Annotated in this window: 19 protein-coding genes; 14 read left to right on the forward strand and 5 right to left on the reverse strand. The window is 27.9% G+C overall.

Annotation, left to right across the window (positions count from 1 at the left end; translation table 4 throughout):
- Positions 1-221: 221 nt before the first annotated feature.
- Genes ftsH through CG473_RS02115 form a run of 4 tightly spaced genes read right to left on the reverse strand, consistent with a single transcriptional unit; the run spans position 222 to position 5,797 of the window.
- Positions 222-2,282, reverse strand: coding sequence for an ATP-dependent zinc metalloprotease FtsH (gene ftsH, locus CG473_RS02100; protein ID WP_094254662.1), 2,061 nt, complete (start codon positions 2,280-2,282; stop codon positions 222-224).
- A gap of 43 nt (positions 2,283-2,325) precedes the next feature.
- Complete coding sequence (gene tilS, locus CG473_RS02105) at positions 2,326-3,198, reverse strand: tRNA lysidine(34) synthetase TilS (protein WP_094254663.1); 873 nt, start codon at positions 3,196-3,198, stop codon at positions 2,326-2,328.
- Positions 3,185-3,736, reverse strand: a complete 552-nt coding sequence (pth, locus tag CG473_RS02110) for an aminoacyl-tRNA hydrolase (RefSeq protein WP_094254664.1) — start codon at positions 3,734-3,736, stop codon at positions 3,185-3,187. The genes tilS and pth overlap by 14 nt, the downstream gene beginning before the upstream one ends.
- A gap of 9 nt (positions 3,737-3,745) precedes the next feature.
- Positions 3,746-5,797 carry an AAA family ATPase gene (locus tag CG473_RS02115; RefSeq protein WP_094254665.1) on the reverse strand — a complete coding sequence of 684 codons (2,052 nt, stop codon included), beginning with the start codon at positions 5,795-5,797 and terminating at the stop codon, positions 3,746-3,748.
- Between the two features lie 97 nt (positions 5,798-5,894).
- Here CG473_RS02115 and CG473_RS02120 point away from each other — a divergent pair, with 97 nt between their 5' ends.
- The 8 genes from CG473_RS02120 (at position 5,895) to mnmE (ending at position 14,422) form a co-directional block, all read left to right on the forward strand.
- Positions 5,895-7,292 (forward strand): helix-turn-helix domain-containing protein, encoded by a 1,398-nt coding sequence (locus tag CG473_RS02120; RefSeq protein WP_094254666.1) that lies wholly within the window; start codon positions 5,895-5,897, stop codon positions 7,290-7,292.
- A gap of 106 nt (positions 7,293-7,398) precedes the next feature.
- The gene (locus CG473_RS02125; protein ID WP_094254667.1) at positions 7,399-8,523 is read left to right on the forward strand and encodes a beta clamp domain-containing protein; all 1,125 of its coding nucleotides are present in this window, start codon (positions 7,399-7,401) and stop codon (positions 8,521-8,523) included.
- Positions 8,523-8,738, forward strand: coding sequence for an RNA-binding S4 domain-containing protein (locus CG473_RS02130; protein WP_094254668.1), 216 nt, complete (start codon positions 8,523-8,525; stop codon positions 8,736-8,738). Before CG473_RS02125 ends, CG473_RS02130 begins: the two co-directional genes overlap by 1 nt.
- 122 nt (positions 8,739-8,860) lie before the next feature.
- The gene (locus tag CG473_RS02135; protein WP_166623190.1) at positions 8,861-9,580 is read left to right on the forward strand and encodes an ATP-binding cassette domain-containing protein; all 720 of its coding nucleotides are present in this window, start codon (positions 8,861-8,863) and stop codon (positions 9,578-9,580) included.
- The gene (gene cypl / locus CG473_RS02140) at positions 9,573-10,727 is read left to right on the forward strand and encodes an ABC transporter thiamine pyrophosphate-binding lipoprotein p37/Cypl (protein WP_094254670.1); all 1,155 of its coding nucleotides are present in this window, start codon (positions 9,573-9,575) and stop codon (positions 10,725-10,727) included. Before CG473_RS02135 ends, cypl begins: the two co-directional genes overlap by 8 nt.
- Positions 10,728-12,440, forward strand: coding sequence for a hypothetical protein (locus CG473_RS02145; RefSeq protein ID WP_094254671.1), 1,713 nt, complete (start codon positions 10,728-10,730; stop codon positions 12,438-12,440).
- On the forward strand, positions 12,400-13,098 hold the full coding sequence (locus CG473_RS02150) for a hypothetical protein (RefSeq protein ID WP_094254672.1): 699 nt from the start codon (positions 12,400-12,402) through the stop codon (positions 13,096-13,098). The genes CG473_RS02145 and CG473_RS02150 overlap by 41 nt, the downstream gene beginning before the upstream one ends.
- 4 nt (positions 13,099-13,102) lie before the next feature.
- A complete protein-coding gene (mnmE, locus tag CG473_RS02155; protein ID WP_094254673.1) occupies positions 13,103-14,422 on the forward strand; it encodes a tRNA uridine-5-carboxymethylaminomethyl(34) synthesis GTPase MnmE in 1,320 nt (439 codons plus the stop codon).
- Here mnmE and yaaA read toward each other — a convergent pair.
- Positions 14,400-15,026 carry a peroxide stress protein YaaA gene (yaaA, locus tag CG473_RS02160; protein ID WP_094254674.1) on the reverse strand — a complete coding sequence of 209 codons (627 nt, stop codon included), beginning with the start codon at positions 15,024-15,026 and terminating at the stop codon, positions 14,400-14,402. The two genes, mnmE and yaaA, sit on opposite strands and share 23 nt — an antisense overlap.
- Before the next feature lie 88 nt (positions 15,027-15,114).
- Between yaaA and CG473_RS02165 the strand changes: the two genes are divergently transcribed.
- The 6 genes from CG473_RS02165 to CG473_RS02190 all read left to right on the forward strand — a co-directional run bounded on the left by CG473_RS02165 (position 15,115) and on the right by CG473_RS02190 (position 23,745).
- Positions 15,115-15,903 carry a hypothetical protein gene (locus CG473_RS02165; protein ID WP_133509976.1) on the forward strand — a complete coding sequence of 263 codons (789 nt, stop codon included), beginning with the start codon at positions 15,115-15,117 and terminating at the stop codon, positions 15,901-15,903.
- A gap of 1 nt (position 15,904) precedes the next feature.
- Entirely contained in the window at positions 15,905-16,858 is a 954-nt protein-coding gene (locus tag CG473_RS02170; protein WP_133509977.1) for a DHH family phosphoesterase, read from the forward strand.
- Between the two features lie 77 nt (positions 16,859-16,935).
- Positions 16,936-18,735: an ABC transporter ATP-binding protein gene (locus CG473_RS04250; protein WP_094254677.1), complete on the forward strand. Its 1,800-nt coding sequence runs from the start codon at positions 16,936-16,938 to the stop codon at positions 18,733-18,735.
- Complete coding sequence (locus CG473_RS02180; protein ID WP_094254678.1) at positions 18,728-19,753, forward strand: carbohydrate ABC transporter permease; 1,026 nt, start codon at positions 18,728-18,730, stop codon at positions 19,751-19,753. The genes CG473_RS04250 and CG473_RS02180 overlap by 8 nt, the downstream gene beginning before the upstream one ends.
- Complete coding sequence (locus CG473_RS02185; RefSeq protein WP_094254679.1) at positions 19,707-20,699, forward strand: carbohydrate ABC transporter permease; 993 nt, start codon at positions 19,707-19,709, stop codon at positions 20,697-20,699. Before CG473_RS02180 ends, CG473_RS02185 begins: the two co-directional genes overlap by 47 nt.
- 97 nt (positions 20,700-20,796) lie before the next feature.
- Positions 20,797-23,745: a P68 family surface lipoprotein gene (locus CG473_RS02190; protein ID WP_094254680.1), complete on the forward strand. Its 2,949-nt coding sequence runs from the start codon at positions 20,797-20,799 to the stop codon at positions 23,743-23,745.
- Position 23,746: the final 1 nt, after the last annotated feature.

A 23,746-nucleotide genomic window follows, 5' to 3' on the forward strand; every position in this document is an offset into this window, starting at 1 on the left:
AACACCTTTATCGATCATCTCGATTATTTTGATTTTGTCTTCATATGTTAGTTTCATAAGAAAAACCCCTTAAGTTTGGATCTGGTCCTACTTAAAGGGTTCTCTACAGTTTAACTTTTTTCAAATTTTCAACGTAGTTAAAATAGCTTTTAAACATAAAAAATGTTGCTTTGATTCAGCAAAAATTTCTTAAAGTTTTTGTAATTAAAATTTATTAAAGATTAGTTCTCTTCTTTTGTAGATTTTTCATGTGTTTGATCAATCAATTCATCAAGAGTTTTCTTAGGAGCAACTTTTTCTTTTACTGGTTTATCTTCAGGAAGTTTTAAATTCTTAGCAATGTAGTCAATTTCTTCGGCAACAATTGTTTCTTTTTGCAACAATGCTTCTTTAATTAATTCTAATAGTTCTTTATTTTCAGAAATAATTTTAAAAGCTGCTTCTTGAGATTTTTGAATTATATTTCGGACTTCAACATCTATTTCATGGGCAATTTTGTTAGAGAATGTTCCTTTTGCAATATCGCGACCTAAGAAAGGATTTTCTGAATTTTCTTCATACTTGATTGGTCCTAATGAGGACATACCTCATTCTGTAACCATTCTTCTAGCAATTTTAGTTGCTTTAGCAATATCGTCTGCCGCTCCAGTAGAAACGTTATTATCACCATAAATGATTTCTTCAGCAGCTCTTCCACCCATAAATGAGGCAATTGTTGCTAGTAATTCTTCTTTAGTGGCATTATATTTTTCTTTTTCAGGAAGCATTAAATTATATCCACCAGCATTACCACGAGGAATAATAGTAATTTTTTGAACTTTGTTACCACCAGGAATTTTTATCCCTGCAACTGCATGACCAGCTTCATGGTAAGCAACCATTGTAAGCTCTTCTTTTGAAATGACTCTATTTTTCTTCGCAGGTCCCGCCATTACTCTATCAATAGCTTCATCAATCTGACTTGAGATAATTACGCCTGATTTTTCACGTACCGAAAGTAAGGAAGCTTCATTAATAACGTTTTCTAGTTGAGCCCCTGAAAATCCAGGAGTCCTTTTAGCAACACGTGCTAAATCAATTTCTTTTGAAAGTCTTTTACCTTTAGCATGCAAAATTAAAATTTCTTCACGTTCTTTAACATCTGGTAAACCAACTGTGATATTTCTATCAAAACGCCCTGGTCTTAATAGAGCTGGATCAAGTACGTCTGAACGGTTAGTTGCGGCCATAATTAAAATTCCAGAATTTTCAGTAATCCCATCCATTTCAACTAGTATTTGGTTAAGTGTTTGTTCACGTTCATCGTTTCCACCACCAACACCAGAACCACGACTTCTACCAACAGCATCTAATTCATCAATAAAAATGATTGCTCTTCCAAGTTTACGCGCTTCTTTAAACATCTCTCTAACTCTTTTAGCACCTAGACCAACATATAATTCAACAAATGAAGATGCAGATATGAAAAAGAAAGGAACATTTGCTTCACCAGCAGTTGCTTTAGCTAGAAGTGTTTTACCAGTACCTGGAGGCCCGCCTAATAAAATTCCTTTTGGGAATCTTGCTCCACTAGCAGCATACTTTTTAGGGTTTTTTAAATAATCAACTAATTCAAAAATTTCTTCTTTAGCTTCAGCATTACCTGCAACATCTGAAAATTTCTTGTCAGATTTAACAACAACAGCTTGATTTTTGCCAATATTGAAAATTCCACTTGAACCGCCGCTTTGTGCTCTCATTTGGAAGTAGAAAATACCAACAAATAATAAAATTAGCAATAATGTTGGGCCGATTTGAATTAAGAAAGATAACGCTCTAGTAGCTGGTAAGTTAGCTACTGTTGTTAATTTACCTAATTGACTTGAATTAGGAATTACTAAAGCTTGTTCAATAGCAGCTAAATATGTTCCGCCAGCAAGAGCTCCTGTTGAATTACCCTGAACGGTAGCAGGAACTTGCATTGTGGTAATTAAATCATTGAATCAACTTACAGTAGCACCTACTTTATAAGATTGCTCAATACCGTTTTGAACAAATTTTACAACTATATTATTATATAAAGGTGTAAAAGAAATATCACTAATATAAGTGGTATCTGTTGTGCTTTGTGCTGCTCTAATAATGTCGTTTTGCAGTTCTAAAGTAGTTTTAATTGGCAGCGCATTTATCCCTGTGTATGTTTCTGCAAAAAATCAAATAAGTCAACCGGCTACAAGAATTAATAATATTGCATAAATCCAGTTGAATTTAAAACGCCTTCGTTTTTTGTTTTGGTTATCCATAGATGAATCCCTTTCATTTTTTGAATTGATAAAATCTATTATATTACTTTTTGAACACTTGAATAGTTTTATTTTTCTTGAGCAATGAGTAGTTTTCGTTAAGTAAATATTCTTTATTATTTTGCTTTTGAGAGTTTATAAAATTAACAATTTGTTCCAATTTATTTTCAGAAATTTTTACATTTGTCTTTTCACTTAATAAACTAAAAATAATTTCTTTTTGATATTTAAACTTATCAAAAGACGCAATTAAATAATTTGTGTTTTTTCACTTTTGAAATTCGGATTGAATTTTTTTTCTTTTTGGAAAATTAATGAAATTTAAGAAATTCAATTGGAACAACAATTTATATTTTAGAAAAGTGTTTCGCTTCAAAATTTTGTTATTTTTATTTCTAGTATATTTTTCATTTTCATTTGATTCGTCAATACCAAAGTCAATATTATTTTTAGACATATAGTTGATAATTTTTTGTTTTGATAATTTTAGTAAAGGTCTAATAACAAGCATATCTTGTATTACTGTGACTTTATTTATACCTTTATAAATCGGTTTTCTTTTTGAATTTTTTTGAAAAAGAAATGTAGCAATTTTATCGTCTAAATGATGTCCTGTCATTAAAACATCAAAGTTTCCAGAAGTGTAAATTTTACTAAAAAAATCATATCTTTTTTTTCTTGCTCAAGATTGAAAATTCACATTATCTTTTGGTGGATTTAATTTTAATAATCTGAATTTTATATTTCAAACATTACAAAAATTTTCAACAATTTTTTGATCTCTATATGCTGTGTCTCTCATGTTGTAATTTACATGTGCTACTTCAATATTTTGATTTTTAAATTTATTCAAAAGATACATTGAATCTGGACCGCCAGAAACAGCTAATAAAATTTTTTGTTTATTTTTTTTCAAGATGATTCACAGCAACTTTTATATCGTTAAAAATGTATGTTAAAACAGTTTCAGAAACACTGTCTAACACTAAGTTCATTTTAGTTTGTTGTTCTTCAGTAAATTTAGATAACACATAATTGGAAACATCATGATTTTCACCTGGTCTTCCAATACCTATTCTAATTCTTTTAATATCTTGTGTGCCCAAGTGTTTGATTATACTATCCATTCCTTTTTGACCTCCGCTTGAACCACTTCCTTTGATAACTGCTTTTCCAACCGGAAAATCCATGTCATCATAAACTACTAAAACATCATTAATATCAATGTTATAAAAATTACAAATTGCTTTTACAAATTTGCCTGAATTGTTCATATAAGTTTGTGGTTTAGCAAGAATTACATTGTGTCCTTTGTAATAAAGTCCTTCAAATTTTTCTTTATTTATTTCCACATTTAATTTTTTAGCAACTAAATCTAAAACATTGAACCCAACATTATGCTTTGTGTTTAAATATTCATTTCCTGGGTTACCTAATCCAATAACTAATTTCATATTTTTATTTTAACTATATTTATTTCAAATAAATAATTTTAAGTTTGTTTCTACTTTCTTATTTTTTAAATTAGGAATCAATTCATAAATAAAGTAATTCATATCCCCAACTATAATGAGCTTTTTCTTTGCTCTTGATATTGCAGTGTATATCATTTTCATTGTATTTAAATAATTATATTCTTTACTAATAACTACAATAATATAGTCATTTTCCGAACCCTGAAATTTATGTATTGTATTAGCATATGCTAAATCAATTTCGCTTCATTTATTAGTTTTAGTTTTTGTAATATTTACACTTTTATGTTTAAATTTTAAAAAAAGTTTTTCATCTTTTTCATCCTGATCTAAAATTGCTACTTGCCCATTAAAAATTTCATCTTCGTAATTATTTACAGTTTGATTTACTTTATCTCCAACATAAAATTTTTTATATTTTGTTTTTTTAATTGGCTCTTTATTTTTGAAAATTAATTCTTGTATTTTTTTATTTATTTCAAATACACCATAATCGCCACTTTTAATTGGAATTATAATATCTTTATCAAGAACATCAACAGTAGCTAAATTTTTTAAATAAACATTAATTATTGTTGCTTGTAAATTTTCAGTATTACTGTGAACTAGTTTTACGTTTTTAAAATTAGTAATTTCAGAATCATTTTTTAATACTTTGCTTATTGTTTCAAAAATGTCAGGCGCTAAAATTGCTCTATAATTTTTAGTTAAATTTGTGTTTTCAATAATACTTCATTCTGAAATGTCTGTAAGCAAATTCCCTGCACCGATTGCTGGTAATTGATTTATGTCACCAACTAAAATTAATTTTTCTAAATTGGTTAACTTAGTAATTACATCATAAAAAACTGATATATTTACCATTGAAAACTCATCAATTATCAACACTTTCAAATAGCTAAAATTTATGGGTTCTTCATCAATTTTAGCCAATAAATCAAAGTAGCTATGAATTGTTTTGCTTTCAAAATCAGTTTTTTGCATTAAATTTGATGCGGCCTTACCGGTAGGTGTAACTAGAGCAATATTTTTGCTATCGAATTTTTTTAATAAATTATTTACAATTTCTTTTACAACAAATGTTTTACCACTTCCTGGCAATCCTGTGACTAATGATACGGAATTTTGAAGAGCTTTTTTTACGGCTTCATTTTGTTCTTCTGAGCAAATATCCGATGGTTCAAAATTTATTTTCTTTTGTTTAACTGAATTCAATTTAAACAAAAAATCATAGATGTATCTTTCTTTTTTATATGTCGAAGATAGGGTTAATTTAGAGCCTATTTTTCTTAGTTTATCTGTGTCTAAAAGCTTGTTTAAATAATTTTCATACGTTAGGTCATCAATATGCAAATTTTTAGTAACTTTTCATTTAAGTATATTGGGTATTATCAGTGTTGAATTGGAGTTTTCCACTTTTTTCGTTTCATAGAGAATTAGGTTAGAAATTCTTAATTCAGATTCTTTATCGCCTTTCAAAAATTGCAAATAAAATTGATCGATTGATTCAAAGCTAATTGAAGTTTCATATTCTTCGAATAATAAATAAGGATTTTCTAAAAATTCATAGTTACTTACTATAGAAGGGCGAATAAGTGATTTGATCATTACTAATAATTCTAGAAAAAATGTTTTAAGTTTGTATTTTTCAAAAATTTCAAAATTAAACAATCTTAATAACTCTGTTTCTCAACTAGTTAACTTTTTTTCATCAATAGAATTTTTTATTGCCCGAGCAAGTTTAGATACAATAAGTTTTCACCCTCATGATTCTGATAATTCAGATGCAATAAGTTCATTTGTCATTATTGATTGAATTCATTTTTTAGGTTCTTTTTCAAAATAAGGAAACATTCATTTTATTGTTGCTTTATCATTGTTATCAAACTCTATATTTGCAAAATAATGTAAGTTATCAACAAAAATAAAATCTGTATCAACAATTTCGATAACTTTTTTTTCATTATTTTCAAAAGTCAATATTTCATATCAAAAACCGTTAGAATCACTATTTTTAATTAAATAAACTATATTTTTCATATTCTCTTTTGTTCATAATTGTGTTTATAAATACCACTTATTAACTTTTATTCTACATTTTATTGTTGATAGTTGATAATTAATTTATTATTTTGATATGGAAAATATTGAACTTCTTTCTCTTACATTAGATCAACAAACAAAAAAACTTAGAGCTGTTCTTGAAAAAAGCACAAATGATGGTTTTATTTTAAATACAATTTTGCCTGCTATAAGAATAACTGAGGTACATAATGATTTTGTTTTTTTGTCTTTTTATGAAGAGTCAACAATACACGATGATGTAAAAATTAACGATTATCGCAGTTGAATAAAGCCCGCAATAACTGAATTATATGGTCCTCAATATGATTTAGGTATTATGGCAACTGATCAAGATATAAAAACAGGCAGACGCAAAATATCAAGAAATTTAAGCGAAAATGATGAAATTGATCAAATTTTAAATAAATACCGAACTGCACATAGTTTTGATACATATTTAGCACTTTCTTATAATAATGAAGTAAGTGAAGCTGCAAATTCATTAATTGCAGAATCTTTTCCTTTTAGTTCACTTTATGTATATGGAGAAAGCGGATTGGGAAAAACGCATGCAATGGCTGCTGTTAAAAATTATTATTCAGATGTATTACCTGATAAAAATGCTTATTTTTTAGCGTCATCATTTTTTTCAAGTTATATTGCAAAAAGATTGCAAGAAAATAATCCCGAGTTTAAATTAGAGCTTCAAAATCGATTAATTGAAGCTGATTTAGTTATTTTTGATGATTTTCAACTTTATTTTGAAGGCGACAAAATTCAAACACTTAATTTTATTTTCGGGATCATAGATGCAAGGATAAGCGAAAATAGGAAAACTGTTTATATTTCAGATAAGAGAATAGAAAATTTGCCCCCTATGAGTGAAAGAATGCTAACTAGACTAATATCTGGTTTAAGTGTTGAAATAAAACATCCTACTCAAAAAGAAATAAAGCAACTTTATAAATTTAAAATTAAAAAATCTCAACTTAAAGATATAAAAATTGATGAAGATGCATTAGATTTTTTGACTAGAAACACAAAACACAGCATCAGAGAAATTGAAGGAAATTTAAACAAAATAATTTGAAGAATTTCTAAATTAAACAAAGATTTCTCAGGTGAATTTTCGCTATCACTTATGAAAGAAATTTTTTCAGGAAAAGAAATTGAAACTAAAGATATTACCCCTGAAAGAATTGTGAGCATTATTTCTTCACATTATGGTGTAAAAATTAGCGAAATGAAAAGCAATAACCGTGAGAAGAAAATTTTTTGGGCTAGAGCAATGGCAATGTATTTAATGAGAAGTATTTTAAGTGATATAACATTACAACAAATCGGGAATCATTTTGGGAAAAATCACTCAACAGTTAAACATTCACTTTCTAAGGTAAAAGAAGAAATAATTAGTAAAAGTGGTGAAAAAACATATCAACAATTGTTAGACAAAATAAGAACATTTAATTAACATTTTATCAGCGCTAAAATTGTTAGTAGAACCTTTATTAAATAGCATTTTCTAAAACTTATGAACATGTCAACAAGATATAATAATATTAATAGATAGGATATATATGAAAATAAACATTCAAAAAAACAAGTTTTTAAAAGCAATTGAAAACAATTTAAAAATTGTTGATCATGCTAGTATGACAATAGAATTAAGATGTCTTTTGTTTGATGTAAGGTTAAATAAAATTATCATTAAATCTTCGAATGGTGAAATTTCAATACAAAATGAATATGAATTAGATGGAATAAATAATAAAGCAGATTCAACAGGTGTATTTTTAGTTTCTGCAAAACAAATAAAAGGAGTACTGAATAGAACAGATGAAAATGTTGAAATCACTGTTGTAAAAGGAAATATTAAAATATCATCCAATTCTTATATAAGCGATTTTGCCACAATTGATTCAACGAACTTTCCTGACATCAATTTCACGCTTTCAAGTAACTATTTTAAATTAGGCAGTCATGATTTCTTTAAAGCCCTTAAAAACGTTGGATATATCGCTTTAAATAATCCAAGTAGAGAAGAAATCGCTTTAAATGTTGTGAGAATAGATTGTAAAGATAAAAAACTAGAATTTCTTTCAAGTGATAGAAAAAGAATAGCGCACGAAACAATTGATATTGACTATGATCATGTATTTGATTTATCTTTTCATTACAAAACATTGAAAGACTTATTATCCTTAAATTATGAAAAAGAAATTAATTTTTATCCTGGATCTTTTGAAGCAAAAATATTAACAGGTAAAATGGTTGTGACTGCAAAAATAGTTACATTAGCAACAATTAATTTATCTCAAAATAATCCGTTTACACAAGAATTTCATAGTTTCATAAAGATAGATAAATCAGAACTACTTGACTTAATTGACAAAGTAACTGTATTTACTGATTCGATGACTAAAAAAATCAGACTAAAAACATCTAGAAAAAATAATGAAGCATTTTTAAAATTAGAAACATATATTGATGATGCTGGTAATTCAGAAGCAAGTACTAATAACATAATTTTTGAAGGACCTGAATTCACTGCATTATACAATGCTAATTATGTAAAAGAAGCTATGTCTCCTTTTGGCGAAACAGTACATTTGTTTTTTGCCCCAAATAATGGACCGCTAATGATAAGAAGTGATGAATATCCAACAAACAAGCAACTTATAGCATCAATTAAGGACCACTAATGAATATAGAAATAACAGGCGAAGATATTAAAATTGGTCAACTTTTAAAAAAATTAGGACATATATCAACTGGCGGTAGAGCTTCAATTTTTTTAGAAAATCACGTAGTTAAAATTAACGGAAGTAGAATTACTACACGCTCAACTAAAGTAAAAATTGGCGATATTGTTTGAATAGATGAACAATTAATCAAGATAATATCTAAAAAAGAGTAAAATGTTTATAAGGGGTGCTGTAAAAGGCTGAGATTATACTCTAAAACTGATCTAGGTAATTCTAGCGTAGTGATAATAATTTTTTAAAACCCCTTATTTTATAAAAAGGGGTTTTTTTGTTTTTGAAAATAGATAACGTAACTAGTGAAACAAAAGATAGAAAAGTATTACTTTCAGATATTAATCTCAAATTTAAAGAAACAGATTTCATTGCAGTTATAGGTTCTTCCGGCGCTGGGAAAACTAGTTTAATTAATTTGATTTTAAAAGATAGTAATTTCAAAAATGGTTATATTTCCTTTCAAGGTAAAAAAATAGTAAGTAAAAAAGATAAAAAAGTTTTTTTGAAAAATGTTAGTTTATTATCACAAAACCCTAATCTTATTTATGACGATTCTGTATTTGATAATTTAAAAAGATTTGTAAAAGATAACAGCAAATGATATTTGAAAATCGTTAATTATTTCACTTTAAAAAAGGCTAATGAAATTTTGAAAGTTTTAAAAAAACTAGGGATTAATGATTACATATTTTCTTTAGTTAAAGAACTTTCAGGTGGTCAAATTCAAAGGGTTGAAATAGCAAAAAATTTGTTAATTAAAAAGCAAATTATTTTAGCTGATGAACCAACATCAAATCTTGATTTTAAAAATGCGGAAAACGTTCTTTATTTACTAAAAGAAATCGCAACAGAAAACAAATCATTAACATTAGTTAATATTCATGATGTTGGATTAATTGAAAATGAATTATTTAATAGAGTCATTGGTATAAAGAACGGAAAAATAGTTTTTGACAAGAAAACAATAACGAAAGAAGAAATAAAGCAAATTTATGAATAAAATAAAAAGAATATTATCATCAATGTTAGGAATTGGTATTTTAGTTACTTCAGCCACAGTGGCAATTTCATGTGCTCAGGAAGTACAAAGAAGTGATAATTTTGAATTATCAACAAAATGATTTGTTGCTAAATTAGGCACTGAAGCAATTACTAATTATGAAAAAGTATTTAATGAAAAATATGATCAATTAAAATCTGAAAATGCTTCAAAATACCCAAATGCAATAAACATATCTATGAAAGTAGTTTCTAATGATAATTCGGATGCTCGTTTACAAAATGTTTTGACTGGTAAAAGTGGAATGACAATAACTAATGTTGCAAATGTGATTAATTTAAATAATCCTAATATAACAGTAGGTGCGCAAATATTAACAAGAGCATTCAAAAATGACACAACTATAAAATATTACTCTGATTCAGATGGTCCAAAATATCTAAGTGAAACGGCAATTACTGAGACTAATGAACTTTTAAAAAACACTCCATTCCAAAGTTGAGACGATGTTAAACAAAAATGAGATGGTGCAAAATACGAATTTCTTTATTCAGACCCGAATGACAAAATAAATTTTTATAGAGGAATGATTTTGATAAGCGGAACTGATGCAATCATTAGAGATATAAAAGATGCTTGAAATACTAAGAATTTTGAAAAGTTCATAAGTTATGGAATTATTCACGGAAAAATAAGTAGTCAAGGAAAATACAAATTGCAAGACAAACTATTAAGAGACCATTTTGGAAAAGGGATAAATGAAATACCTGGAGATTTGAGAATTCAAGATTCTGAAAAATTAAATTTAATAGGTAGTGATAATAAATATAGAATTGCTTTTGATGACATGTATTCTTTTGCTTGACAAAATAATAGTGATGGGAATGTAAAGAAAGACATTTTCAAAACTAAAGATAATGAATACTTGCAAGTTCTTTCTCTTACCAATCCACTTCTATACGATGTACTAATATTCAATAATAAGATTTTAAATGCTGACACAATTAATTTAATAATAGACACATTTATATCTTTATCTATTGATAATACTACAGATACTTATGGTATTTATAACGGATACAACGGGTATAAAAAGATTGATAATTTTAATGACGAAATAGTAATACCTTTTAATAAGGCTTTGTAAATGAAATCTAAATTAATATATTGAGAAGCTAAAATTAGAGGTAAAAAAGTCAAAATTATTAACCCTAATTTTTACATAATATTATTAATTTTTATTTCGATTATAGCTATTGTATTTTTGGCTCTCAATAGTTCAATGTTTAATAATTTAGGAACAGAATTAACTAGAGAATATCTAAATAAAATGTTTGTTTTTAAAAGTAGTTCACAATCATTTGACACTGAAAATTTATGGACATTAAGTCTAATTTATTTGTGGAGTACAATTAAAATTGTCACATTAGGAACAACTATAGGTTTTTTATTAGCATTGTTAACTTCTTTCTTTGGTTCAAAAAAGATTTTTAATAATGTATTTTCAATCGTATTTAGAATTTTTATATTATTTTTACGAGCTTTGCCAATAATTTACATGATTAACCTTTTCAGAACAGGATTCGTAGGTAACGATTCAGCATTTTTAATATTTGCTTGATTTACTTGATTGTGGGTTCATAGGTATTTAATTGATTATATTAATTCATTAGATTTCAAATATTTTGATCAAGCACGAAAATTGAATAAAAATATTTTTTCACTTTATTACAGAGAAATCTTTTTAAGATTGAAAACTAAAATTATTTCTCTGTATTTTTATTCATTTGAATCAAATATAAGATGAGTCAGTTTACTTAGTGCCGTTGGGGTTATTGGAATTGGAACACTTTTTTATATACCCCTTAGTCAACCTTTTGTTATTGATATTAGCGAAGCCACTATACCCTTATTTGTTTATGTTATTTTTTTACTAATATTTGAAGCATTTAATTTTTGTCTAATAAATTTAATTTTCAAAAGTAGAAGCATTATTTTAAATAATAAAAAAAATTTAATACTTAAATACTGATGAAAAAAAATAGTAATATTTTGTTTACTATTAACCACTGCTTTTATTTCAATTGCTACATTATTTGATCTTGAATATAACTATGCAACAACACATGTAATGATTAATATGATCCAAAGATTATTTCAAATAGATTTAGCAAAAGTTTTTGCAAGCAATAGCACATCACCAATTGTTTCCCTTTTGAGCGTTATTGGTCAAGCGTTTTCAATTACATTTTTTGTTTTTATTATTGGACTTATCATAGGCATTTTATCTAATTCAAAAATTAATTCAAAAACAACGAGCATAATTTGAAAACTGCTTTCGGTTTTTATTAGATCTATTCCATTCATAGTTTTGTTTTATGTATTGAATCCTCTTTGAATTAGGCCTCATTCAACATTGTTTATTGTGTTGATTTTTCAAGGTTCTTTCACTTTTTCAAGAAAAGTATCAGAAGCAATAGATAAAATTGATTTGATAATTTATAACAATTTAAAAAGAAATGGATTTTCAAAAATTAAAATATTTTGACTTTATATTTATCCTCTGATTAGAAAAGAATTAATGTATCAGAACGCGTTAGAATTTGAGAGTCAAATTCGTTCATTAATATTTTTAGGTGTTTTTGGAATAAATCACTTAGGGCAAATTATTAACTCATTTTCTGAAAGACAAACTTATTCAGAACTTGCAAATTATATTTGACCAACTGCCGCATTTATAATTTTGTTAGAAATTGTTACTTATCAAATTTTTGAAAAAAATAAGGTTAACATTTTTATAAGATACAAGGAGAAATTAATTGCTTTATATAAAACGAAATTTACCAAAAAAATTATTTAAAAAATTAACAAACATAAAATTATTTTATATAGGTTTTCATAACAGAACTTACACTGCTAATTTAGATAACATCAAAGTTCAAATTAGAGTTGCAATAAATAAAATTGCAACACACAAAAGCGAGTATGTATTTCATTCTAGAATTAAAAATAATTACTTTTATATTTCGCCAATGATTTTAATTAAAAAATGAATTGAAGGTAAAACATATGAAGAAATTGAGCCAGATAAAAATATAGAATATAAAATTTTAGATGAACTAAAAAAAATATGATCGGTTGATATTAAAATTGAAAAAATGAATTGAAATTACTACAATAATGAAGACCCAAAATTTAATGAAATAGTTGCAAAATATTCACAAGATTTTAATGAAACAACACACGGAGATGTGAGGCCTAAAAACATAATTATAGATGAATTTATGAATCCACATTTAATTGATTTTGAATGAGTTAGAAAAGGATCTAAATATTTTGATATTGCATCATTTAAAAAATTTTCAATTTTGTCAGTTGAAGAAATAATCAAATATTTAGAAATTGATAAAAACAAATTAGATGACTATATGTATTTATCAAAAATATTTAACGATATGGCATACTCAAAAATTTACGACAAAATTAAAGACAGATATATAGGTAAGTTAGTAAAATAAAATTATGTTTGATGATATAGTAGCTATTTCTTCTGGTGGGAAAATAAATCAGCCTATTGGAATTGTAAGACTATCAGGTCCTACCGTTCTTGAAGTTGTTAAGAAGGTTTTTAGTAATCCAAAAATTGAACACTCAACGGCTTCATATGGATATATAAGAAATGGTAACCAAACAATTGATGAAGTGTTAGTTATTTATTTTAAAGGACCTAATTCATTTACAGGTGAAGACATAATTGAAATAAATGCACATGGCGGAATGGTAGTTTTACAAAATATTCTTGAGTTATTTTTTAGTTTAGGTTTACGCCAAGCTGAAAAAGGTGAATTCACAAGAAGAGCATTTTTAAATGGAAAAATAGATTTAATAAAAGCTGAAGCTATACATGATTTAATTTTTTCTAAAACTCAAAAGCAGGCGCAATTAAGTGTTAAGCAATTTGGTGGAAAAACATCTAAATTTATTTCAGAAATCAAAAATAAAATTTTATTAATTATTGGTCAATTAGAAGTTAATATTGATTATCCAGAATATGATGATGTTGAATTAAAAGATGATTTTGAATTGGCTAACGATCTTGAATTAATAAATGCAGAATTAGAAAAAAGTTTAATTGAAAGTAAAATTTCAGAAGCTGTATTCAATGGTATTAATGTAACTATTGTAGGCGCACCAAATGCTGGTAAATCGTCGTTATTAAATAAAATTGTGGGAGATGATAAAGCGATAGTAACTGATATTGCAGGTACTACGACTGACGTTATTGAAAGCAGTTTCCAATATCAGGGAATATTATTTAATTTAAAAGACACAGCAGGAATTAGAAATAATGCTTCAACAAAAATAGAAGAAATTGGAATTCAAAGAACTAAAAAAGCTATATCGGAAAGCGAAATAATCATCCATCTTATAGCATCAGATCAAAGCGAAACTTTAATTGATAAAGAAATTAAGGAATTGTCAAAAAACAAAAAATATATTCAAGTCATTAGTAAAAGCGATATTGCTAAAAAAGAGGGATTTATAAATGTTAGTGTTAAAAATGGAGACATTGATAATTTATTAAATAGGCTTGTAGATGATTATAAAGATGTAGATTGAAACAGTAGCAGGATAGTTAATAACGCAAGGCAATTATCTCTTATAAAAATGGCTGAAGAAAACATTAAGTCTGCACTAGATGCTTTGAAACAAGGCATGACGGCTGATGTTGTAATTGTTGATTTACACGAAGCCTGAAATAATCTTGAAAACATCACTGGTAAAGCTGATAATGAAAAATTATTAGATAGTATGTTTTCTAATTTTTGTCTTGGGAAATAATTTTTTTGTTAATTATTATTTTGTTTAGTAATTGCCCTCGGGCAATTTTTATTTGCTTTGATGTTGTTGGACTAATATCTATATAATTCAGACCTTGTAGCAATTTAGTAAATTCGTTTGATGCTAGCGAATATATTTTTTTGTCTTTTAAAAACTTATAAATTTCATCATTTCAAAAATCATATAAATTTACGGATAAATTTTGAGTATAAAAATCTAATCGATACGGATGAATAATATCAGTAGATTTTAACAAACCATATAAAGGGTCAAGAATTAAAACATGTTTATTAACTCACTCCATGTCAAATTTATCTAATTCTAATTGTTTAAAAAACAAGCCTGAATAAGCAAAAAAGGCCCGACAATAATTTTGACTATCATCATGAAAATAACTATATGTTAATTGAGATAGCTTGGTACTAATTTTCATGTTTTTGCTAAAATCATCTAATGTTCATGCGGAAATTTCTTTTCTTAGGAAACCACTTTTGTGGGCAAAAGTTGGTTGTGTAAAATTCCTTAAGCCATTACAATTTTTATTATTAAAATTCAAGGTTTTAGTTGAATTAATTAGTATTACAAAATTGTCATCATCAAACATATTACTATCTTACAAAAATATTTTTTTATAATTAAGATAAAGGACCGATGTTTTATAAAATTAACAATTTATAACTATAATTAATAAAATGAAGAAGAAAAATAATAACAAGTTAAATTACAGATTTTACAAAAATGCAAATCAGATGATTGAAGCATTTGAAAAAGCTAAAGCACATATTTTAGAAAAGTATAATTCAAATCCAGTTGAAGGATTCGAAACGTTTTATGATGTTTTAAATTCTAAGGACGCTGGTTATTTTGCCAAAATACGTGCCTTAAAAGCTAAAGAAGAAATTCAGCGTGATATCGAAAAAGATATTTACTCATATTTAGAAACATTACAACTAAAAGGCGACAGTGTTTGCCCGACAATTAATAGAGATGGGACAATTTCTCTTGATAAATGATTTTCATATTATTTACAACCAATCCAAACATTTAAATCTTTTGAATTAAGAGATTCTTACATTGAAAAATTTAATCCAGAATTGATTAAATTATTAAGATCTGATTACGACAAAATTTATGAGCTTTTTGATAAAAATTATCGTTCACAAAATTATAAAGAATTAAAAACACTATTAAATTTCAAGAAAATGAACACAACAACTAGTGAAGAAAATGAAGCACAAATTAAAGACTTGCAAGTTAAAGTTACAAATGAATTATTAATGATTATGAGAAAATATAAACTTGTATCAAAAGGTTTTGAATTTGAAATCAGTCTTAAAAAAACTTTTGGAATTCAGATCAATTCTTGACCTGCATATGATGCTTATAAACATGCTATAGAAGAATCAATTTTCACAAAAGATTCAACACTATTTAACAGTTTTGAATCAATATGAAAATTTATGAAAGAAAGAGGATTTTAAAGTGTTGATTGGCACACAAAAAGAAATCCTGGATGCAATTAGTAAACACGATAATATTGTTATTTTTCATCACATTAGACCTGATGGGGATTGTCTGGGTTCTCAAGCGGGTTTGTATTCAATAATAAAAAATAATTACCCATCAAAAAAAGTTTATTCAGTAGGTAATAATTACAATAGTTACCCGTTTCTTGATTGAAATTTTAACGATTTAAATTCAATAGACATGACTAATTCACTTGCAATTGCAGTTGATGTGAGTGATTTATCAAGAATTGAATTATCAGATTTTTTTGATAGCAATAAATTTACTTCAAGAGCTAGAATTGATCACCATAATGTTGAAAAAAATGATTATTTTCAATATTCATGAGTTGATTCTGAAGCTGCAGCTGCCGGAGAAATGGTTGCCCAATTTGCCAAGGACAACAATTTTAAAATAGATAATGATGCTGCTCAAAAATTATATTTAAGTGTAATGACAGACAGTGGTAGATATATGTACTCTGGCAACAGAGTCGAAACACAATTAATTGGTTCTTGATTGTTAAATTACAATTTTGATGCAACTAATCTTTATAACAACTTATACAAGAAATCATTATCAAGCATAAAATTTAACGGTTACATTACAAGTAATTTTGAAATTGATAAAAATGTTTTATATTTTGAAGTTAATCCTGAAAACTCAGCAAAATTTGGTTTGAATACTGAAGAAGCAACAAGGTTTATTAATTCATTAGCGAACATTGAAGATTATAGCATTTGAGTATTTTTTACAAAAATGGAAAATGGTGAGTCTAGAGTCGAAGTGCGTTCAAATGGTCCATCTGTTGTAGAAGTTTGTAAAGCATTTGGTGGCGGAGGTCATCCAAGAGCTTGCGGTGCTCCGATAAGCACATATTACAAGGAAAAACAAGAAATTCTTAAATCACTGAACAATTTAACAAAATAGTGTGGAAAATTCCCTAAAATGTGGAATTTTTTTAATATCTTTATTCCAATTTTATGCCACACATTATAATTAAATGTATGCAAAAAGAAAAAAGTATTGAAATCGGAGCAGCGAAAACTGATACCGCACTTATCGACCTATTGAAAGTTAGGTCAAATATTGATTTTGAAAGGAGTGCAGAAGAACCTGAAATTGATGTTGAAGATTTAGTAATTGATTTTGGTGAAACTTTAGCTGTAGACAAAGCTAGTTTCAAAATCAAAAAAGGAGAATTAGTAACTATATTAGGGCCATCCGGTTCAGGTAAGACTACAGCTATGAATGCTATCGCCGGTCTAATTACACCTACTTCAGGGAAAATTAGATTTAGAGGTAAAGATATAACCAAGCTAACACCGCAAAAAAGAAAGCTTGGATTTGTATTCCAAAACTATGCTTTATATCCGCACATGTCTGTTTTTACAAATATTGCTTATCCATTAAAAAATGATCAGCAATGACAAAACGGTCAACGCAATAAACAAAGAGTTCTTTTAAATAAAAAGAATAGAATAATTTTCAAGGCTAATGGTGCATCCATGGAGGAAATACTTGAATATAAAAGATTATTATTTTTATGAGTTGATGTGCCAGGGCAAATTCAAGCAGAAATGGATAAGCTTAGCATTGAAATGACAAGAAACTACGATAGAGAACTATCTAAATTAAGGTCATTAAAAGCTAATTACGCTAACAAAAGAAGCCAGCTTCAAAACGAAGCATTAAAAAAACTTGATCAGATAAAAAGGAACGAAGTTGCAAATAAAGGGGAAGCAACTACACAAGTTCGTAATATCTACAAATCAAAATCAGCTGAGTATGAAAAAGAGTTTAAACCTCAAATTGCAGAGCAGTCTAAAAAAGTCCGCAAGGAATGAATTTTGATGAAAAAATTCAAAGATGCTCAAGGCAACATTACTCCACTAAAGAAAATTTGGAATTTAAAATTACAAAGACACCAATCAGTTTGAAAAGTATTTAATGATTATAGAAAATACGAAAAACAATTGATAGCTAAATACGGTAAAGATACTTCTAAACTTAAACAAGAAGATAGAGATGCAATTAAAGAAATTGATTCAAAAATTTTACCACTAAAGAAAATTATTCAAAACGAAGTTTTTGAAGTGGCTAACCGTGTTGATATTGTTAAAAATTTAGCTAAAAAACCAACTAAATTATCAGGTGGACAGCAACAACGTGTTGCTATTGCTCGTGCCATTGTTAAAAAACCAAATATCATTTTGATGGATGAGCCTCTTTCAAATCTTGATGCTAAATTAAGACTTTCTACAAGACAATGAATTCGTGATATTCAAACACAATTAGGAATTACAACTGTATTTGTTACTCACGATCAAGAAGAAGCTATGTCGATTTCAGATACTATTATTTGTATGTCAACAGCTAAGGTTCAACAAATTGGTAGTCCGCTTGAGTTATATAATAAACCAGCTAATTTATTTGTTGCTAAATTCTTAGGTGTTCCAGAAATGAATATTTTTGATGGAAAAATCCAAGGTGGTAAAGTTTATTACAATAATATCGCCATTGCTCAAACAAAAGCAGCTGATAGAGAAAAAGTTTATATAGGAATTAGAGCTGAAAACTTATCTGAAAATTCTAAAAGTTTTATAACCGGTACTATCACTTCAGTTGAATATTTAGGTAAAGAAGTTAAAGCCAGAGTAAAACTAAAAGATTCTGAAAAAATAATTTATGTATTTTTAAGAAACAAAAGTTCTTATGTAGTTGGTGAAGAAGTTTCAATGGGAATTAGACACGATAAAATTAACTTGTTCGATCCAAAAACTGAATTGAGGATAGAACATGATTAAGCGTTATTTTTTTGATAAATATTTAATTTGAAAATCTTCAAGAATTCAAGGTCAGTCAATACTAATATTAAACAAAAGAGTGCCAATCTTAATTCCATTATTATTGATACTTCCAGCTGTCATTGTATTAGTTATGTTTACTATTATTCCTGGAATTATCACAGTTGATCAATCAACAAGGGTTTTGCCAGATGCTAGAATAAATGTTGATTTATTTACTAGAGGAATTGAAGCATATCAAAGAGTAGCAAATCATGAGTATTTCCAATTAGGAATTAGAAACTCAATATTGTATGCTTTTATTTCTTTACCAATTACAATGGTCATATCAATTTTGATTTCTACTGCCATTGCTCATGTTTATCGTAAATTAGCAAGAGGATTTTGACAAACTGTATTTTTCTTACCTTATGTTACAAATGCAGTTGCTGTTTCACTTTCATTTGTGTATCTATTTCAATTAGACGGAATATTTAATAACTGATTTGGATTAAGCACAAACTGATTAAACACAAATAACAGCAGCGATTTCTCAGCAATGTTTGTTATTTTAATTCAAGGTGTTTGAAGAAGTTTAGCTTTTAACATTTTGTTATTTACAACAGCAATGTTAAGTGTAGATAAAACAAATTATAAAGCCGCTTCAGTAGACGGAGCAAGCCCAAGAAAACAATTTTTCACAATTACATTACCATCAATTCAAAGAACTACTAATTTATTAATCACATTAGGAATCATTGGAGCAATAAAAGTTTTCCCTCTAGCATTATTTGATAATAATACTGGTTCAGCACAATTAAATGGTGGTGCAACAATGATGGTATATATTACCGACAGACTAAGAGCAAGTGATTTCCCTGCCAGTTCAGCTGCTTCAATAATCATGTTTGCAATCGGAATTGCTTTTACAATTGTATTAAGAGGTGGCTACGGCCAAGTTCTTAAATTTGCAGGATACAGAAAGGAAAAAAATGTTCACAACAAGATTAAAGATTGAAAAAAAATTAAACAAAATTAAAATCAATCGTATCGTTGAAAAAAACGCTAGACAAATAATTGACAAATCTGTATTTTCTGTAGTTTCAAGTTTTACTTTTAAAGCCATTATTTTAATATTTTTTGGTTTTATAATAATGTTTCCATTTTTACTAATGATTTCAGTAGCTTTAAAAAGTGATACTTTACTTTCATCTAACGAATCGGTAACTTTTGCTGATTTATTTCACAATAGTTTAAATTGAAGAAGTTTTGAAGATGCATTCCGTGATGGATATTGAAAAGCTGCTTTTTATTCAACAGTTATTGTTATAGCGTCAATTATTATTAAATTGTTTGTTACAACTTTATTAGCTTATGCATTTAGTTTTCCTAGATGAAGAGGGAAAAAAATAGCTTGATTAATGCTACTTTCTTTACTGATTCTTCCTGAATCAGCCTTACTAACAGGGCAATTAATTGTGGTTAACACCATTGGTTTAAAAGTCGGAGTAGCTGGCCTTTTATTCACTTTAGTTATTCCTTATGTTGCTTCAATTTTCCATGCTTTTTTATTAAAAGCTGCTTTTGAACAAATTCCTGATTCAATTAAGTTAGTTGCAAAAATTGACGGATTTAACGGTTTTAAATTCTTTATGAGAATCGCTTTACCAATGGTTAGTCCGACCACTTGGACAATAATTATTTTAACTGCTTTAGCAAGCTGAGATTCATTCTTGTGACCATCGATAATATTAGCTGGTTTAACAGGAAGTGAAGCAGACTTTGATAGAGTTTCTGTAATAAGTTTATGAACTATTTCATCAGGTCAAAGATTTAACGATTTAGGTGAAACTCAAGGATTCTTTATAAATATTAGACTAGCAGCAGCTATGCTCGCAATTGCTCCTGTGTTTATTTTCTATTTTATATTTAGAAGAAAAATTATGAACGCAATTTCAAAACAAGGATCTGCTATCAAAGGTTAGTTTAGCATAAATTATAATATGGAACGAAAATGTGGAATTATTTCTACATTTTTTTAATTATTTAATGTTTTTGTACTTCGGGCATTAAAATATAATCATGATCAAAAAAAGTAAAAGAAAAATTTTAGCCATTGCAGCTCTATCGACAGTGGCAGCAGGTACTGCAGCATTTGCAGTAGCTTGTGGGAGCACAACATCAAAATTTGACCAGGCAAACACAAAAACTGTTAGATTAGCGTCAACTTTTTCAGTTAACGGTCTACAAGAAAGAGCAATTAACGAAATTATTAAAAAGTATAATTCTTTGTATCAAGCTGGAGGGGAACTAGCTAATGATAACGAAAACTTTTTACCAGTTGAATACATTTCACTAACAGATGGATATAGTGGAGGAGCAAGAACGACTTTACAAAAAGTAGCAGGTAAAGACACAACTAATTTATACAACATCATTCTTAACTATCCGGGATTGGTTGCCCAACTTGCAACATATGGTATGAATCTTCCTTTAGAAGACAACGGACAAACTTTATTAGGCAACTATGAAACAGCTTTTACAACAGGTAATGCTGTTGGTGGAGTTGACGCAAAAAATGTTAACATTTTACCTTTTGGAGTTAGTTCAGTTGTTTCAGGAATTAACGGGCCGCTTTTTGCTTATTTTATTACAGAGGCACTAAAAGCTGGAGCAACAATTAAAGCAGAAGATAAAGCATGATTTGAATCAACAATTTTAACTGTTAGAAATACAGATGAAACGCAATTTAAATTCATTAGAGATGGACAAGCAGATGCAACAGGTGGTGCTTGAGGAAGTATTGAAGAAGCTGATAAAGGAATTTGAAGTAACTACGTATTTACTAAAGCAATGTTTGACAATGCAAAAGATCTTGTAGATTTTGGTTCAAAAGTAGTAAATTCATTTTCAAACGCTAAAGATGGACAAAAAAATAGAACAAATCAACGTGGGGTTATCGGAATTGATTCATTAATGAATTTTATTTCAATGTACTTATATGCAGATAATAATGCTGAAGAAGCTGGTTTCTTGCTTGATCGAGAAAACAGTAGTTTAGGATTCATAAATTATAATAATGTGTTTGACACTTCTTCAACTCAGTACGCTAAATTTAAGAAATTTTATGAAGAAGTTTTACGTCCAGGAATTAACAGTGGTGCAATTTGAATAGGTGGTAAATCAGGTGACTATGGTTCAAATATTTTTAAGGAACACAAATTAGCACTTTCATTAGGTTCAACTGCTGGTTATAAATTTAACTTTGTTGAAGGTTCATTTTTCTATAGATTCAATGTAGGTGATAAAACCGTAAGTTATACAACTACAGAATTATTACCAATTACTCTTCCAGCGACCGCAAACACATCGACATCAGCTAATTCAAGTGGCGGTGATTATAATTCAATTACTTACAATGGTCATGTCAATAATTACTATCCAAGTACAAAAGAAAGAGCAACTGATTTCACCGTTGACAAACAAAGATTTTATTTACAATCAGCTAATACAGATACTGATGCTAAAGTAACTGAAAAGCAATCAACAAGTGGGTTCATTGTATTTGAAACAGATATTGCGACAGATAAATTAGAAGAATTCAAAAATGAAACTGGAGTTACTGAGCTTGGTGATTTTTATCAAGATAGTACAGGTAAAGCGGTAACTAAAAAAGGTTATTTCGTAGTTTCAGAAAACAAAGTTCCAAGTGATACACTGTATGAAAAATATAAAATCGAAAAATTCATTACTCTAGAAGCAAATAACAAAATCAAAGCTTATGCTTTAAGAACTTTCAAAAACCTTTGAACAGATAAAGACGGTACAAAAGATAGAAATGGAACTCAATTTACAACTGCTGAAGGTGTAAGTGCACTGAAAGAAAAAATTTCTACAAAAGGATTTTTCATTATTGAATCTACAATAGATACTTCTAAAAAAGATACAGTTCTAAAAATGGAAAATGTAAGTCTAATCGGTCCTGTTACTACTGCTTCAGGTAATATTAAAACAAATTTATATTTTGTTGCTTCTGAAGACAAATTAACTCCATCAACACTAATTACTAAATATGGTGTACCAGGTTACTTCAATAGTTTCACTGTTAATTCTGCATCTACTGGTTCTACAACTGCCCCAGCAGATACAACACAAAAACAATTATTGGCAACTTTAAGAGTTACAAACCAACATAACAACCCACTATTTAGTTCAACTACTGCTGTTGCTGAAGATAAAAGTGTTACATATGATGGAAGAAAAACAGGTTATTATTTAATATCAAGTGGTGCAGAAGTTGATGCAAAAATTAAAGAAGTTTTAGCAAAATCAACTGCTGCTAAATCTGTTTTCATTGTTATACCAACTACAGATACTAGTGCTTTTGAAACTAAAATGGCTGGACAATTTGAAAAAGTAGGTCTAGTTCACGACCGTACAGTTAAAAATGAATCAACTGAAAAAATATTATATTATTTAGATAGTTCTAAATTTTCACTAGTTGATGGAGCAAGCACAACATTACAAGAAGAAGAATTAATAACATTAATGGCTCCTTCAAAATTCCAAGAAGGTAATAAGGTAGGATTAGTTTATCAACAAGGTCCTTCCGTTATCGGAATTCACTCAAACGAAATTGGTAACGCAGCTACAAGAAAATTCTTGAAGTGATTAGCTTCATCAAATAAATATACTTGAACAATTAATCAAAGAGACATTGAGGCAAGTCCGCAAGAATACTTTTTACAAGCGGCCTCATATGTTATTCCTTATAAAGGATTTACAACAAGCAGTACAGTTCAGTCTTTAATGGAAAGACAAAACCCTTATGTTAAAGCAACATTCGAAGCATTCAAAAAAGCCGTAGAAAATAATGGAGTATCATACAGAATTTTTAGTGAATCAATTGACGCTTTAAGCGATAGATTCCGAAATGATTTAGAAACAACAATTTCTAATGCAAAAGCTGGTGGTATACAAGAATTTGATAAATTTTTAGAATCATTTAGAATACAGTTTAAACAAGGATAAA

The organism is Mycoplasma testudineum, assembly GCF_002245785.1.
Taxonomy (GTDB): Bacteria; Bacillota_I; Bacilli_A; order Mycoplasmatales; family Metamycoplasmataceae; genus Mycoplasmopsis_B; species Mycoplasmopsis_B testudinea.